Raw genomic sequence first — 15,995 nt, forward strand, 5'->3', positions numbered from 1 at the left:
CCAATTGATTAAACTTTCGCTTTCAGTTCTTCAAGCTCAAGGGTGAATAGTTCCCACACACTCATTTGGTTTTCTATGTCTTTTACCAATCGCCCGTGCTTGTCGAACAAGTCGGGGTTGGATGCTCCATCGGGTGTTGCAAGGGTGGCTTCGAGCAACGTTTTTTCTTGCTCCATCTGTTCTATCTTTTGCTCAGCGTCAGAAATTTGTTTTTCGAGGCGTTTTATGGATTTATTTACCTCCTTTCGTTCTTCGTACGAAAGTTTACTGCTTTCTGTTGAAATTTCAGACGTTGTATTTCGGACTTCGGGTTTTGGAGCGACCGATGGTTGTTTGACCTCTAATTCTTTGAGACTTTCCATTTTCTTGGTTTGTAGGAATTCATAGATTCCACCCAAATGTTCTTTTACCCGTTGGTTGCCAAATTCATAAACCTTATCGACCAACCCGTCAAGAAACTCACGGTCGTGCGAAACTACGATAACCGTTCCGTCAAATTCTTTGATAGCTTCCTTCAATACATCTTTCGAGCGCATATCAAGGTGATTGGTTGGCTCATCCAGTATAAGCAGATTCACAGGCTCGAGCAGAAGGCGAATCATTGCCAAACGGCTGCGTTCACCTCCGGAAAGTACCTTTACTTTTTTGTCGGATGCCTCTCCACCAAACATAAAAGCACCCAATATATCTCTGACTTTTGTGCGGATATCCCCTACCGCTACATAGTCGATGGTTTCGAATACAGTTTTGTTTTCATCGAGCAATGAGGCCTGATTTTGAGCAAAGTATCCTATCTTGACGTTGTGCCCCAGTTCCAGTTTCCCGGAAAAATCAATCTCGCCCATTATACATTTCACGAGTGTAGACTTCCCCTCTCCGTTTTTTCCTACAAAAGCTACCTTGTCGCCCCGATTCAGTGTGAAAGTAACATCCTTAAAAATAAGATGTTCGCCATAGCTTTTGGAAACATTTTCGGCAATCACAGGATATGAACCCGAACGTGGTGCAGGCGGGAATTTAAGGCGCAGACTCGAATTATCTTCCTCGTCCACTTCCAAGCGTTCCAATTTTTCCAATTGTTTTATACGCGACTGAACCTGAACGGCTTTTGTTGCTTTGTAACGGAAACGCTCTATAAAGTCTTCGGTATCCTGTATTTGCTTCTGCTGGTTTTCGTATGCCCGTATTTGTTGTTCGCGGCGTTCTTTCCGCAGTTCTACATATTTTGAATAACTTACTTTGTAGTCGTGGGTTTGCCCCAAAACAATTTCAATGGTGCGCATCGTAACGGCATCCAGAAAAGCACGGTCGTGCGAAACCAAAATAACGGCATTTGCCCGTGTTGCCAAGAAGTTTTCCAACCATTGTATGGACTCAATATCGAGGTGGTTGGTAGGCTCATCGAGCAACAGCACATCGGGACGGCGCAAAAGCAGTTTCGCCAATTCTATACGCATACGCCACCCACCGCTGAACTGGTTGGTGGGGCGACCAAAGTCACTGCGTTTAAAACCAAGCCCCGTAAGGGTACGCTCCACTTCGGAAAGGAAGTTTCCCCCACCCGACATCAGAAACTGCTCGTTAAGATGAGCCGAACGGTCAATCAAACGATGGTATTCTTCCGATTCGTAGTCGGTACGCCGGGCAAGTTCGGTATTTACAGCCTCCAATTCTTCTTCCAGTTGATGTATATGGTCAAAAGCCAGTGATGCTTCTTCCAACACGGTATTACCGTCATTGAGTTGCATTTGCTGTGGCAAGTAACCAATGGTTATATCTTTGGGGAAAGAAACATTTCCCCGTGTAGGTTCTTGCAGTCCGGCAAAAATTTTGAGCATCGTTGTTTTTCCTGCTCCATTCTTGCCAACAAGGGCTATGCGGTCTTTTTTATTTACAACAAACGATATATCGTCAAAAAGCGGGCGGCCGCTAAACTCAACTGTTAGTCCTTCTACTGAAATCACTTTTCTAAAATTGGATAAAACTCGGTTTCGATTAAGCCGAATTGGCGTTTACAATATTCTTTTGTGCAAAAGTACGGAAATTTATCCACAGAAGTAAAAACCATTAAACAGGTTTGATTTTTGCAATCGCATTTCGGGGCGATATGTTGTAATCTTTCTATACCTTTGTATTAAAATTCAGACAAAAATGGCAACTCCATATTTACAGATTGACGGCCTTACGAAAAGCTTCGGCGATTTAGTTCTTTTTCAGGACATTTCCTTCGGTATAGCCGAAGGGCAAAGGATAGGGCTTATCGCTAAAAACGGCTCAGGGAAAACAACATTACTGAACATTATAGCGGGGAAAGAACCATACGAGGGGGGCTCTGTTGTTTTTCGTCGCGACCTGAAAGTGGCTTACCTTGAGCAAGATCCCCACTACCCTGCCCAACTGACTGTTTTAGAGGCTTGTTTCCGGTCCGACAATGAGGTGACAAACCTGATTGCGGAATACGAGCGCATTATGGAGTCGGGCAACCACGCCCATCTGAATGACGTTCTGCAACGTATGGATATGCTCAAGGCTTGGGATTATGAGCAGAGAGCAAAGCAGATTCTATCGCAACTGAAAATAAAAAACTTCGACCAGAAAATATCTGAACTTTCGGGCGGACAGCTAAAGCGTGTGGCTCTGGCCAATGTATTGATTACCGAACCCGACCTTATTATTTTGGACGAGCCTACCAATCACCTCGATTTAGATATGACCGAATGGCTGGAAGAATATTTGCAGCGTTCGCGCCTCAGCTTGTTGATGGTGACACACGACCGTTATTTTCTGGATCGTGTCTGTTCCGAAATCATAGAGATAGACCAGCAACAAATATTCCAGTATAAAGGCAACTACTCTTATTTTCTGGAAAAAAGACAAGAACGTATAAATGCGCAAAATGCCGAAACAGACAGGGCAAACAACCTTCTGCGTAAAGAGCTTGAATGGATGTGCCGCCAGCCGCAGGCCCGTGCCACAAAAGCAAAATCGCGTATCGACGCTTTTTACGACTTGGAGAAAAAGGCACAGCAAGTGCGCGATGCGGGTAATGTTCGTTTGGAAATGAAAGGAGTATATATCGGCAATAAGATATTTGAGGCCAAGCACGTTTATAAATCGTTTGGCGATGTTAAGATACTGGAAGATTTCAATTATACCTTTGCCCGTTACGAAAAGATGGGCATAGTTGGTAACAACGGAACAGGCAAATCGACTTTCGTAAAAATGCTTACAGGTGAAGCACAGCCCGACAAGGGCGAATTCGATATTGGCGAAACCGTAACCTTCGGTTATTACAGCCAGGATGGTTTACAGTTCGACGAGCAAATGAAGGTCATAGACGTTGTTCAGAACATTGCCGAGGTTATAGATCTGGGGAATGGAAACAGATTGACGGCTTCGCAGTTTTTGCAACATTTTCTGTTTCCACCCGAAAAACAGCATAATTACGTATATAAGCTTTCGGGGGGAGAGAAACGGCGTTTGTATCTGTGCACAGTTTTGATTAAAAATCCAAACTTCCTTGTTCTGGACGAACCTACCAACGACCTCGATATAATGACACTGAACATTCTGGAAGAATATCTTCAATCGTTCAAAGGCTGTGTTATCGTTGTCTCGCACGATCGCTACTTTATGGACAAGGTAGTAGACCACTTGTTGGCCTTTAGTGGACAAGCACGTATCAAGGACTTTCCCGGTAATTATAGCGAATACAGGGCATGGAAAGAAATTCAGGACTCTAAAGAGAAAGAAGCAAATCTATTGGCCAAGCCCAAAGAGGAGAAACCAAAGCCCCAACAGAAAAAAGAAGAAAAAAAGAGACTCTCGTTCAAAGAAAATCGCGAGTTTGAAGAATTGGACGAACTTATTCCTAAACTGGAGGCCGAGAAAAGCCAATTAGAAACAGAACTATCGAGTGGAACCCTTTCTACCGACGATTTATTAGCAAAATCGAACCGAATAAGCGAATTGATTGTTGAAATAGACGAAAAAACTATGCGCTGGATGGAATTGAGCGAATGGTTATAAAATAACAGATACTAAAAAAAGAGATGAAAGCCGGGCAAAAAGATAGGCTGTGGACAACAGGTTATATCAATGTTTGTATTGCAAACTTCTTGATGGCATGCTCTTTTAATCTTTTAATGCCATCAATACCATTATATATAACCGAACAATTGGGTGTTCCACAAACAAGAACGGGAGTGGTATTAGCATCGTATGCTATCGCTATCATGATTATCCGCCCTTTTTCGGGATACATAGTTGATATGTTTTCCCGGAAAAAAGTATTGTTGGTGAGTTTTGTCTGTTATGTACTTATCTTTTTGGGATATTTTAATGCCACAACCGAAGGTGCATATAAGATAATCGGGCTACTGTCCGGCGCATCGTGGGATTTTTATGCCGTAACCCTCGGAATGTTTATTGCGGTTCGTTTTCTGCATGGTTTGGCATGGGGTATGTCGACGGTTTCGTCAAGCACATTAGCTATCGACGTGGTTCCTTCCGAACGCCGTGCCGAAGGAATCGGTTATTATGGCACTTTCACGAATGTGGCTATGGCAATAGGGCCATTCATAGCGATACATATATATCAGCATTATGGTTTCTCTACCCTACTCTGGTATGCAATTGGCATGGGTGTATTGGGTATTATTGCCGTATCTCTGATTAAAGCACCGGTAAAACCTCCTGTTGAAAAAGAAAAACTATCGTTCGACCGTTTTTTTCTGCTACCGGCATGGCCAATCTTTCTGAATCAGCTTTTACCCTGTTTTGCTTGGGGTACAATAGGACCATTTGTGGCACAGTATGGTAAAATGGTGAATGTAGATAATCCCGGAATTTTCTTTCTGTTTTGGGCGGGAGGTATTATTGTTTCGCGGGTCTTTGCTGGTAAGTTGGTAGACAGGGGACATATCCATCTGGTAAATCTTTCGTCGATGGCAATAGTTTCAGCCTCTTTTTTGAGTTTTGCGCTGATTCACAATATTGTAGCTTTCTGTATATCAGGTTTGTTTATTGGTATAGGTTTTGGCATGATGTTTCCCGCTTTACAGACTTTATACATAAACATGGCCGAAAATAACCAACGGGGAACGGCCAACTCCACTTATCTGGTAGGCTTCGATTTAGGACTTGCCCTGGGTATGCTACTGGGCGGATATGTATCGGGATTGTTTTCTTTCGAGTCTTTATATCTGATTTCTTCGGCGGTTTGTTTGCTGAGTGTTGCTTTATATTGGGTTGTTTCACGCAAAGTATTTGACAATAAACGTTTAAGATGATATTCCACTCAATACTTGTTCTGTTTTTTTAATAGCCTGTTTTAAGACTTCTTCGCTTAGGTGGTTTGAATCGGACGAAAGTATTTGTATGCCACATCTGCGAATAACATTCGATATTGCGCCCCCGGACAGTTCACTTTCGGAGGCTATATCTATCAGTTTATCAAATCTTTCTCTTTTATTGCCCAACCATGTTGGCGGAAGCATCTTTCGCCATAGCTCTTTTCGCAGTTCTTTATCCGGCATTGGGAAATAGATAACAGACTGAAAGCGCCTTGAAAATGCTTCATCAATATTAGATTTAAGTATGGTTTTGTTTTATTCTTTTTCTATCGTGTAAATTCCATCTTTTTCAGCAACTTTCCATCCTTGATTTATTTGAATCTTATAATCATCTCCTTCAACAATATTTTCAACTATTCTTTTAGGAGGAAGGAGATAAAATGCAGACCAATTGTTTAGACGGACAATACCTTTTTTGACATTGATTTGTCCCCATTCTCCTGTAAGTGTCATATTCCGTAATAATACAGCATCTTCTACTGTAATTACTCGATCATGAGGGTTGTAGGTGAAATTAATTCTACTATTTGTAATCAATAGTTTTGTTGTTTCAGGTTTAAGTAATTCTTGAAATCGAGCAATGTCTCCAAAAGATTTTAATTCATCTCTTTCATTGAATAAAATTTTATCATAATTATACTTGTCAAGTAGCTTTTCCAGATAAACGTCTTCAATTATAAAAGTATATTGCGGACTTGTCTTTTTTATCAAATAAATCATGCCATAAGCTAAGTCCTTATCACACTTCCATTCTGGGTATAATTTGTCTAATAGAACAGCATAAGCAGAGCCTGTAAAATAACCGAAGGCATTCGCATACCCTCTTGAAACATCATAGTTCAGACGGCTTTTTATATATTCCCGTATATTAGCAGTAGATAGTTTAACCCCAGTGTATTCAGCCAATCCTTCATTTAATTCATATAAATCCTCGTTGTTATTTGGATATAGGCTTTGACGATAGGCTCGGATATATAGTGCATCATATAAACTTTGTGAATCGCCATCCAATGCGCGTTGAAGATTCTCCATCTCAATTTGAAGCAATGCTCTACCCTCTACTTCGTCCATATGGTAATTTGTCGATAATTGGTTCTCTATGTCCTTTTAATACAGAGCGTTTTGATTCTTTGCTCTTGAAGCAAGGAATCAAAGTTCTATCTATAAAGACTGAAGTTACAGATTCAATGGTATGGAATTCTCATAAGATAAGTTATACTTCGATATGGAATCCAACAATGGAAGTTACTTATCCATTTAATATTTTGCAGAAGGAACAAGTTAGAGTAACCTATAAATTGGGTTGGTCGCCAATACTTGGAAAGATGTTTGAATCTCTGTTATGTTCAATCGTCCTTTCTTTATTTCTCACGTTTTGCTTGATATATCAGATACGGACAATTTTTAAACAACAACGGATTGATGAATTAAGAAAAGATTTTATTAAAACCATGATCCATGAGCTCAAAAGACCAGTTGCTACCTTAAAAATGTGTATCTCTTTCATGAAAAACAATAAAATGATGCAGGATAAAACGATGAAAGAGGATATTATTCGTAGTTCACAAAATGAGTTAGATAATCTATCTTCTTACTTTTCTAAATTAAGAGATTTAACGTATGGAGATATGGAAGAAATCCCATTGAATTTATCAACCTTCAACATAAAAAGATTAATAGAAGAATGTATTGAAAAACAAAATCTCCCTGCTGATAGACAAATTACTATCACAGTCTGTTTCGATAATGATAATGTTGAAATTACAGCGGATAGAATGCATGTAATAAATATCATATGCAATTTATTGGAAAACGCTATTAAGTATTCGCAAGGAGAAACATCAGTTCGAATTGACTGTCATTCAGTAGGAGATAAATATGTGATAGAGGTTTCGGATAATGGTTTCGGAATATCCACAGCAGAATCCCCCTATGTTTTTAATAAGTTTTTTAGGAGTGCAAATATTGTAGATAAAAACATTCCCGGAATAGGATTAGGACTTAGTTATGTTAAGCTATTAGTTATTGCTCATAGAGGAAGAATTTCTTTAGAAAGTTCGTTAGGGAGTGGTAGTAAGTTTATTATTGAAATACCCAGAAAACAATAAAATGAGAGTACGAAAAATATTATTGGTAGATGATGATTTGAAAAACTCCATGTTTCTAAAGAGGTTTTTAGAAGAAGAATCTTATGAAATAACTTATGCCAATAATGGAAACGTTGCGTGGGAGTTATTTATACCATTTAAGCCAGATTTGGTATTATTAGATATTAATATGCCCGAAATGGACGGTTTTGCACTTGCTCAAAAAATCAGAGAATATGATAAAAATGTCATTATATTTTTCTTAACAGATCGAACAGAGAAAGCGGATCGTCTAAAAGGATTTAGCCTAAAAGGAAATGATTATATACCAAAACCGTTTTACCCGGAAGAATTGATAGCTAAGATAAAAGAACGGTTTGATAGATTATCAGACTGCGAAGAAGAAATATACCAAGTAGGAAATACAATCTTCAATTATTCTCTTTGTAATATTAATTTTAATGGTATTTGTCAAAATATATCTGCGAGGCAATCAGATATACTTAAAATATTGGTTCAACGCCTTAACTCTATTGTAGAAAGAGATTATATACTTGATAATGTTTGGGGCAACAATAGTTACTCTAATTCTTTGTCGCTGAATGTCCAAATTACGTATTTGAGGAAAATATTGGAAGCCGATAGATCTATATCTATTTATTCATTAAGTAAGAGGGGATATGTACTCAGAATATTATAAAAATTAAAGTAGACGAATAGAAAATTTATCTATTCGCCTACTATGAACTGATAATAAACCAAAATAAAGGTTATCGCGATTATAATCCAAAGGGATAGTATATATATCGTTAAGCATTACCATCATTTATTAAACGATGTAAAATTAACCAAAATATGTTTCACGAAAGAGAAATTGAATAGATAAAATTTATTTTGTATAATACTGTAAATTATCCATTTACAAAAAAACAATAAAAAAGTGAATTAAATATTTGATATAAGACGAAAAAACCTCTATCTTTGCATCGCATTTAAGGAAATGGCTACGTAGCTCAACTGAATAGAGCATCTGACTACGGATCAGAAGGTTGCAGGTTTGAATCCTGCCGTGGTCACTTTTAGAAAAAGTAGAAGCGTGTAAATTAACAGTTTATGCGCTTCTGTTTTTTTAGTACTTAGAAAACACTTAAAAAAAGAAGGCTTTGATAAACTATTAAATATAAAATAGGATTATATTTGCTCGTTTTTTAATGGAAAAAGATATAAAACAATGAGTTCAGTACGCAAGAATAAGATTATAACTATCCAAAGCAGGGTTGTTAATGGTTATGTAGGCAATAATACATCCGAACTGGCAATCCAACTGCACGGATTAGACCCCATAGCATTCCCAACGGTTCTGTATGCCAATCACTCCGGATTTCAACCTATCTATGGTTCGGCAATAACCAAAGATATGTTCGAACAACTGGTGAAAGGCATAGAGGTAGTAAACATAACAGATCAGGCAAAATATATGATTAGCGGATACATAGGTTCGGCCGATGTTATGGACTCGATAAAAGATTTTGTGGAAAGAACAAAAAATAAAGATAAATCGAAGGTATATATCTGCGACCCGGTTATGGGCGACAGAGGCCGGGGATTATTTGTACCCGAAGCCATTGCCAATAAAATATGCGAATGCTTGGTTCCTATAAGCGATATAATTACTCCTAACCAGTACGAACTGGGCTTTATCGTAAACAAAGAGATAGAAACAATAGACGACATAAAGCAAAGTATAAGCAAGCATAGTGTATTAAAGGACAAATCGGTGGTTGTGACAGGTTGTTTGCTTAAAGATACGCCTGAAGGAATGATCGATACTATTCTGGTAACCGATGGTGCTGTTGAGCGCAATCGTTCTCCACGAGTAGATATAGAGATGGTTGGCTCAGGCGATTTGTTTACATCAACCATGACATCGCAAATAGCGCGAGGCGAAACGCTTTCTGCTGCTGTAAGCTTTGCTTCACAAACGGTTTATAAAGCTATTGTATTTGCAACACAAAGAGGCAAATCAGAAATGAATGCAGAATGCCTGTTGCATGCTTTGGGTTTAAAGAAGATTGATTAACGACAAACCCGAAAGGTTTAAAAAGATTTACTCTTTTACCTTCCAGATACCCTTTTATTGTGATAGATGGTCTCAGTAAAAGTTCTTTGATGGTGAAAAGTATTCCCTTGTCTACATGGAAAATACTATGTTGTATTTCGTGTACAAGATAATGGAAATTTATACGATCGGTTTTGGTGGCTTGTCCGCAATTTTGGCAGTAATTGCCTTTTATTGTACTATTACAATTTTTGCATATAGATGAATCTTGTTTCCCCATACTGTGTTTATATTCTTGCCTGTTGTTGTAGTAATGGATACTGTATACTCGAACAAAAACAAGAGGCTACAATATTCAGATTGCAGCCTCTTGGTATAAAAAGTTAACTTTTCAGTCTAATTTATTACTTACCTTCCTCGCCTTCAAGCTTTTCTTTCAAAGCAGCAAGGCCTTCAATGTCGCCAAGAGTTGTTTTTTCGGCAGGGGTTGAAGTTACTTGAGCAGTATCTTCTTTCTTAGAAGATCTTTTCGCTTTTTTCTCGCCTGCTTCGCCACCTGCCTTTTCGTCTTCGAACGTACGGCTGTGTGAAACGATGATTCTCTTAGAGTCTTTGTTAAACTCGATAACTTTGAAGTCAAGTTTTTCGTCAACCTGAGCTTGAGTTCCGTCTTCTTTCACCAAGTGTTTAGGAGTTGCAAAACCTTCTACTCCGTAAGGAAGAGAAACAACAGCACCTTTATCGACCAACTCTACAACTGTTCCTTCGTGTACCGAACCTACTGTAAAGATAGTTTCGAATACATCCCAAGGATTTTCTTCCAATTGTTTATGGCCAAGGCTTAGGCGACGGTTTTCTTTGTCTATTTCAAGCACTTGAACTTCAATATCGGCATCGATAGTTGTCACTTCGCTTGGGTGTTTGATTTTCTTAGTCCAAGAAAGGTCTGAAATATGGATAAGACCATCCACGCCTTCTTCTATTTCTGCAAATACACCAAAGTTAGTGAAGTTGCGTACTTTTGCTGTATGACGGCTTCCAACAGGATAACGTTGTTCAATGTTTTCCCATGGATCTGGCTTCAATTGTTTGATACCCAACGACATTTTGCGTTCGTCACGGTCAAGGGTAAGCACAACGGCTTCTACCTCGTCGCCCACTTTCATGAAGTCTTGAGCGCTACGTAGGTGTTGAGTCCAGCTCATTTCCGAAACGTGGATAAGACCTTCTACACCAGGAGCAATCTCGATGAATGCACCATAGTCGGCCATAACAACAACACGGCCTTTCACCTTGTCGCCAACCTTAAGGTCTGCACTAAGGGCATCCCATGGGTGAGGAGTAAGTTGTTTAAGACCAAGGGCAATACGTTTTTTGTCGTCATCAAAGTCAAGGATAACAACATTGATTTTCTCGTCCAATTTAACCACTTCTTCAGGATGTTGAACACGTCCCCAAGAAAGGTCGGTAATGTGGATAAGACCATCTACGCCACCAAGGTCGATGAATACACCATAAGAAGTGATGTTCTTAACTGTACCTTCAAGCACTTGTCCTTTTTCCAGTTTCGAGATAATATCTTTCTTTTGTTGTTCAAGTTCTGCCTCGATAAGAGCTTTGTGCGATACAACAACGTTTTTGAATTCGTGGTTGATTTTAACAACTTTGAATTCCATTGTTTTATCAACAAACACATCGTAGTCGCGGATAGGTTTCACATCAATTTGCGATCCAGGTAAGAATGCTTCGATGCCAAACACATCTACAATCATACCGCCTTTGGTACGGCACTTGATGTAACCTTTGATGATTTCGTCTTTTTCAAGAGCTTCATTAACACGTTCCCAAGAGCGAGAAGCGCGCGCTTTTTTGTGAGAAAGGATAAGCTGTCCTTTTTTGTCTTCTTGGCTTTCGATGTAAACTTCTACTTCGTCGCCAACTTTAAGATCGGGGTTGTAACGGAATTCGTTCATCGAAACAACACCATCCGATTTGTAACCGATGTTAACAACAACTTCGCGTTTGTTCATCGCGGTTACTTTACCTATAACCACATCTTTGTCGTTTACTTTGTTCAACGATTGGTCATAGACACTGGTTAGTTCTTCTTGGCTTTTTTCTGTATAAGAATCGCCTCTTTCGTACGCATCCCAGTCGAAATCTGCGTCTGGTTGTACATTTTTTAAGTTATCAATCATTTAATTTCCGACCGTAAGTGGTCAACTTTTTAAATTTAATGGATTAGACATTATTTTTCTAAAGCGGTGCAAAGATAACGCTTTAACTTTAAGTACACAAATCTGAAGTTGATATTTTTCTTATTATAAATCAAGCATATAATAAGATTCTTCAGAAACATAAAACACCCCACCCTGCTTAACAGAGCGGTTATTGAATTACATAATTCTTTTTTCTCTCAGCTTCAATTGCCATTTCCAAGCAGAAAGAAGTGTATCGTCCAATGTTTCAACGGCTTTCCATCCTAACACATTGTTAGCCTTGGTTGGTTCGGCCCATATTTTTTCGATATCTCCTTCCCTGCGTCCTACAATCTTATAATTCAGCTTTAGCCCGTTTACACGTTCAAACCCATTGATAAGTTCCAAAACCGAAACACCGTTGCCTGTACCGATATTGAATGTTTCGACCTTATCGTCCGATTTATTTTCCAACATCCTGTCCATAGCAACCACATGGGCACGGGCAAGGTCTACCACGTTTATAAAATCACGGATGCACGACCCATCAGGAGTATTATAATCATCGCCAAACACACTTAAACATTCGCGTACACCGATAGCCGTTTGAGTGATGAAAGGTATTAAATTTTGTGGCACTCCGTTTGGAAGTTCGCCAATTTCGGCTGTTGGGTGCGCTCCTATTGGATTGAAGTAGCGAAGAATGATACTCTTGATTGGAGCACCCGAACGAATCACATCGTGAATGATTTCTTCGTTTATCTGTTTTGTGTTTCCGTAGGGAGACGTTGCCGGTTTGATAGGAGCCGACTCGTCAATCGGGTTCATATCGGGCTCTCCATACACTGTGCAAGAAGACGAAAACACGATGCCTTTAACATTGTATTCGGGCATCAATTCAAGCAAATTTATGAGTGAATTCAGATTGTTGCGGTAATACAAGATAGGTTTCTGCACCGATTCGCCAACCGCTTTACTGGCTGCAAAATGGATGATTCCGGTAATGTCGCTGTGTCTGGCAAGTAGGTTTTTCAATCCTTCAATGTCGTTACAGTCAAGCTGCTCAAAGTGCGGCCTGATACCTGTTATGCGTTCAATACCGTCGATAGAGTCGATGGTAGAATTCGACAAATTGTCGATGATAACCACTTCATAACCCGCATTTTGCAGTTCTACCGTTGTGTGCGATCCGATATATCCGGTTCCACCTGTTACAAGAATTTTCCTTTTCATAATCAGAATTGTATTGATTCTATATTTCAAAAGTACGAAAGTACAAATAATATAGACTTATATTAATTTTATTTGTGTCAAAAATAAAGAACCCTCTATAATATAAATGAAAAGATGACTTCATAAAAGTCAATTCTTTCACTTCGTTCAATAAACAAAACTTACAATTCGCATGTTTATTGTAAAAATAATATACAACTATAAATTTTATAGAAATGGAGAATTATGAACTAATAGACAATATTGCAGGTAATCAATATGAATTTCATGTGGGAGAATATCTGGCCAAAATAGAATATATAAAAACACAAAAAGGAGAAATATACCTGACACATACCGAAGTCCCGATTGTTTTAGAAGGTCAAGGTATAGGTAGCCAATTAGTAGAAAAAACTCTTACGGATATAGAGAAAAAAGGCCTACGTCTGGTGCCTCTTTGCCCTTTTGTGGCAGGATATATAAGAAAACATCCTGAATGGAGGCGCATTGTTATAAGAATGTAAAGCTCTCAATAAAACAATTTTAAAAAGCAAAGATATGGAAAAGAAAATTGAATACACCAACGGTGAACTTACCATCATTTGGCGTCCGGATTTATGTCAACATTCAGGTATTTGCGTAAAAATGCTCCCTAAAGTTTATAATCCCAAAGAAAAGCCTTGGGTAAAACCTGAAAACGCAACAACCCAACAGTTGATAGATCAAGTAACACAGTGCCCATCAGGTGCATTAAGTTATAGAATGAATAAGGAGAAATAAGTGGAGAAATTCAATAATATAGAATATCTTAAAAGGGGCAGTATCCGTCAGCAACGTGCTTACAGTGTGTTGAAACAGCTTGGGATAATGGATAAGCTACAGGCTTATGATCCTATACTTGTGGGAACAATACCCATAGGTATAGATATTGAAGACAGCGACCTTGATGTGATATGTTATTATATTGATAAACAAGATTTCGCAAATAAAATCACGACCTGTTTCAAAAACGAAAAAGACTTTAAAATCAGATTTCAGGAAACAGACGATATATCGGTAGTTGCTAATTTTTTTACCGAAGGTTTTGAAATTGAAATTTTTGGACAAAACATTCCAACCAAACAACAATATGCCTACCGCCACATGATAATCGAATATCGGATATTATCCGAACGGGGCGAAATGTTCAGAAAACAAATCATAGAACTGAAACAACAGGGACTGAAAACAGAACCTGCTTTCGGTCGGTTACTTGGCCTTAAAGGCAACCCTTATGAAGAACTCTTATCTTATGAAGTATAAAAACAGAATTGTTTGAAAGCGCAGATGCCAACTCGGAACCTTATCCGACAAGGATATAAAAAAGAGAAGAAGATACCCCTATTGAGATATCTTCTTCATTTATTTTATCGTATTACGTATTATATTCTGAGTTTGTTTATTTGGTGATTCGCTCTAACCATTTCAACATAAACAACATTGTAAACATTGATATACAGCAAGCCACAACAAATACACACCAAGTAGCCCAAACAGGAATACTTTGATAAAGAATTACACCGATAAACAATATTTGGTTACCTAAGGCAGTAGCTCCAAGCCAACAACCTTGCATAATACCTTGGTATTGAGGAGGTGCAACTTTCGATACAAAAGCAATACCTAACGGACTGATAAACAATTCGGCAACCGTCAATATCAAATAAGTTCCGATAAGAAGGAATGGAGTAACACGTTGTGTTTCATCAAGACCACCCATTGCAAGTCTTTCCGCGTCCGAAGGAAGTCCAAACGAACCAAAAGCCATCACGGCAAAAGCAACAGCGGCAATACCCATACCAACAGCAATCTTCTTGGGCGTCGACATTTCAATTCCTCGGGCTTTCATCCAGCCAAAGAAACCTATAACCACAGGAGTAAGGAATACAACAAAGAATGGGTTGAATGTTTGGAAAATCTCAGCACCTTGAAGGGTTGTAAAACCTAAATCAAGCTTTACGAGCTTTGTATAGTCATTAGCAAAAAGCGTTAGTGTTTGTCCATTTTGATGGAACGAGAACCAGAAAAATATAACTACCGCATAAACTGCAAATAGCGCATAAAGACGTTGTTTAACTTCGTCTTTGCTCATCTCAACAACATTGGCAGCTTGTGCACCATCAAGTTTTTTCGCTGCTGGATCAGGAAGTCCTTTTTGATTTATGATGTATATAACAAGCGAAATAACCATTGCTACAATCGCTATACCAAAAGAATAGTGATATCCGGTAACAAACACATCAAGGTAGTTGTTGGCGAATGTAGCCAAGTCGGGCGAGGTATTACCAACCTCTTTTGCCAGTTCTGTAAAACGAGCCGAAGCTTCGGGAGTAATTGTTCCGCTAAGATATTGGTTACATAGTTTAGGAAGGTCGGCATTGAACTGATAACCATTGCTTTGTACCCACCAGTTTCTAAGACCAACAGCCATAAGAGGGGCAAACATTGCTCCGATATTAATGAACATGTAGAATATCTGGAATCCGGTTTCACGCTTATCTGCATATTTAGGATCGTCGTACAACTGTCCTACTACCGCTTGCAGGTTACCTTTAAACAAACCGTTACCGAAAGCAATGGCAAAAAGCCCTATACAAGTAACAGTCAGAATAAGTGACATGTTTTCAACCGGAGTTTTGGTAGGTATGGCCAATATAACATACCCGGCAGTCATTAGTACCAATCCAATCAAAATAGTTTTCTTATACTTCTTTGTTTTGTCGGCTATAACCCCTCCGGCAAGGGCAAGCAAATAGATAGCTGCATAGAAAACCGAGTAGATTATAGACCCGGTCGATCCGGAAAAGTCGAATTTAAAGTTCAGGAATAACAGGAGTATGGCCATCATGATGTAGAAGCCAAAACGTTCTCCCATATTCGATAGAGAGGCGGCTAATAGACCTTTAGGATGATTTTTAAACATAAAATGTAATTGTTTAAGGGTTATATGAATAATAATTATTAATTTCTTTTTTCAATACTTTTTGTTCTTTATAAACTTATTTTAAACACCCAGCGGCTGGCAAAGGTAATAAAAACTAACCAA

15 protein-coding genes and 1 tRNA gene are annotated in these 15,995 nt (G+C 38.8%); 9 read left to right on the forward strand and 7 right to left on the reverse strand.

Translation table 11 applies throughout. The features are described from left to right. Nucleotides 1-8: 8 nt before the first annotated feature. Nucleotides 9-1,964: an ABC-F family ATP-binding cassette domain-containing protein gene (locus M2132_RS01335; RefSeq protein WP_280670546.1), complete on the reverse strand. Its 1,956-nt coding sequence runs from the start codon at nucleotides 1,962-1,964 to the stop codon at nucleotides 9-11. 187 nt (nucleotides 1,965-2,151) lie between these two features. Between M2132_RS01335 and M2132_RS01340 the strand changes: the two genes are divergently transcribed. Both M2132_RS01340 and M2132_RS01345 read left to right on the forward strand, forming a co-directional pair. After that, nucleotides 2,152-4,029 carry an ABC-F family ATP-binding cassette domain-containing protein gene (locus M2132_RS01340; protein WP_280670548.1) on the forward strand — a complete coding sequence of 626 codons (1,878 nt, stop codon included), beginning with the start codon at nucleotides 2,152-2,154 and terminating at the stop codon, nucleotides 4,027-4,029. A gap of 23 nt (nucleotides 4,030-4,052) precedes the next feature. Continuing rightward, on the forward strand, nucleotides 4,053-5,291 hold the full coding sequence (locus M2132_RS01345; RefSeq protein WP_280670550.1) for an MFS transporter: 1,239 nt from the start codon (nucleotides 4,053-4,055) through the stop codon (nucleotides 5,289-5,291). Here the strand turns inward: M2132_RS01345 and M2132_RS01350 are convergent. Further along, nucleotides 5,283-5,537, reverse strand: coding sequence for a hypothetical protein (locus M2132_RS01350; protein WP_280670552.1), 255 nt, complete (start codon nucleotides 5,535-5,537; stop codon nucleotides 5,283-5,285). The genes M2132_RS01345 and M2132_RS01350 overlap by 9 nt on opposite strands. 72 nt (nucleotides 5,538-5,609) lie before the next feature. Further along, complete coding sequence (locus M2132_RS01355; RefSeq protein ID WP_280670554.1) at nucleotides 5,610-6,425, reverse strand: hypothetical protein; 816 nt, start codon at nucleotides 6,423-6,425, stop codon at nucleotides 5,610-5,612. On the opposite strand from M2132_RS01355, the gene M2132_RS01360 reads away from it, so the two are divergent. From M2132_RS01360 to pdxY, 4 genes are all read left to right on the forward strand, one after another. Beyond that, complete coding sequence (locus M2132_RS01360) at nucleotides 6,401-7,462, forward strand: sensor histidine kinase KdpD (RefSeq protein ID WP_280670556.1); 1,062 nt, start codon at nucleotides 6,401-6,403, stop codon at nucleotides 7,460-7,462. The two genes, M2132_RS01355 and M2132_RS01360, sit on opposite strands and share 25 nt — an antisense overlap. 1 nt (nucleotide 7,463) lies before the next feature. Then, entirely contained in the window at nucleotides 7,464-8,141 is a 678-nt protein-coding gene (locus tag M2132_RS01365; RefSeq protein WP_280670558.1) for a response regulator transcription factor, read from the forward strand. A 302-nt stretch (nucleotides 8,142-8,443) separates the two neighbouring features. Further along, a tRNA-Arg gene (locus M2132_RS01370) sits at nucleotides 8,444-8,517 on the forward strand. Nucleotides 8,518-8,672: 155 nt separating this feature from the next. After that, nucleotides 8,673-9,521, forward strand: coding sequence for a pyridoxal kinase (gene pdxY / locus M2132_RS01375; protein WP_280670560.1), 849 nt, complete (start codon nucleotides 8,673-8,675; stop codon nucleotides 9,519-9,521). On the opposite strand, the gene M2132_RS01380 is transcribed toward pdxY, so the two are convergent. The 3 genes from M2132_RS01380 to galE form a co-directional block, all read right to left on the reverse strand. After that, nucleotides 9,436-9,780, reverse strand: a complete 345-nt coding sequence (locus M2132_RS01380; RefSeq protein WP_280670562.1) for a DUF3667 domain-containing protein — start codon at nucleotides 9,778-9,780, stop codon at nucleotides 9,436-9,438. The two genes, pdxY and M2132_RS01380, sit on opposite strands and share 86 nt — an antisense overlap. Nucleotides 9,781-9,904: 124 nt before the next feature. Beyond that, on the reverse strand, nucleotides 9,905-11,695 hold the full coding sequence (rpsA, locus tag M2132_RS01385) for a 30S ribosomal protein S1 (protein WP_280670736.1): 1,791 nt from the start codon (nucleotides 11,693-11,695) through the stop codon (nucleotides 9,905-9,907). Between the two features lie 201 nt (nucleotides 11,696-11,896). Continuing rightward, a complete protein-coding gene (gene galE / locus M2132_RS01390; RefSeq protein WP_280670564.1) occupies nucleotides 11,897-12,931 on the reverse strand; it encodes a UDP-glucose 4-epimerase GalE in 1,035 nt (344 codons plus the stop codon). 215 nt (nucleotides 12,932-13,146) lie between these two features. Here galE and M2132_RS01395 point away from each other — a divergent pair, with 215 nt between their 5' ends. From M2132_RS01395 to M2132_RS01405, 3 genes are read left to right on the forward strand one after another with little or no spacing between them, the layout of a single operon-like run. Beyond that, nucleotides 13,147-13,434 (forward strand): GNAT family N-acetyltransferase, encoded by a 288-nt coding sequence (locus M2132_RS01395; RefSeq protein WP_280670566.1) that lies wholly within the window; start codon nucleotides 13,147-13,149, stop codon nucleotides 13,432-13,434. A gap of 34 nt (nucleotides 13,435-13,468) precedes the next feature. Next, on the forward strand, nucleotides 13,469-13,690 hold the full coding sequence (locus tag M2132_RS01400) for a (4Fe-4S)-binding protein (RefSeq protein WP_280670568.1): 222 nt from the start codon (nucleotides 13,469-13,471) through the stop codon (nucleotides 13,688-13,690). After that, nucleotides 13,691-14,212 carry a DUF4269 domain-containing protein gene (locus M2132_RS01405; protein WP_280670570.1) on the forward strand — a complete coding sequence of 174 codons (522 nt, stop codon included), beginning with the start codon at nucleotides 13,691-13,693 and terminating at the stop codon, nucleotides 14,210-14,212. A gap of 136 nt (nucleotides 14,213-14,348) precedes the next feature. On the opposite strand, the gene M2132_RS01410 is transcribed toward M2132_RS01405, so the two are convergent. Continuing rightward, nucleotides 14,349-15,872: a peptide MFS transporter gene (locus M2132_RS01410; RefSeq protein WP_280670572.1), complete on the reverse strand. Its 1,524-nt coding sequence runs from the start codon at nucleotides 15,870-15,872 to the stop codon at nucleotides 14,349-14,351. Nucleotides 15,873-15,995 lie beyond the last annotated feature (123 nt).

This window comes from Dysgonomonas sp. PH5-45 (assembly GCF_029893235.1).
Classification (GTDB): Bacteria; Bacteroidota; Bacteroidia; order Bacteroidales; family Dysgonomonadaceae; genus UBA1309.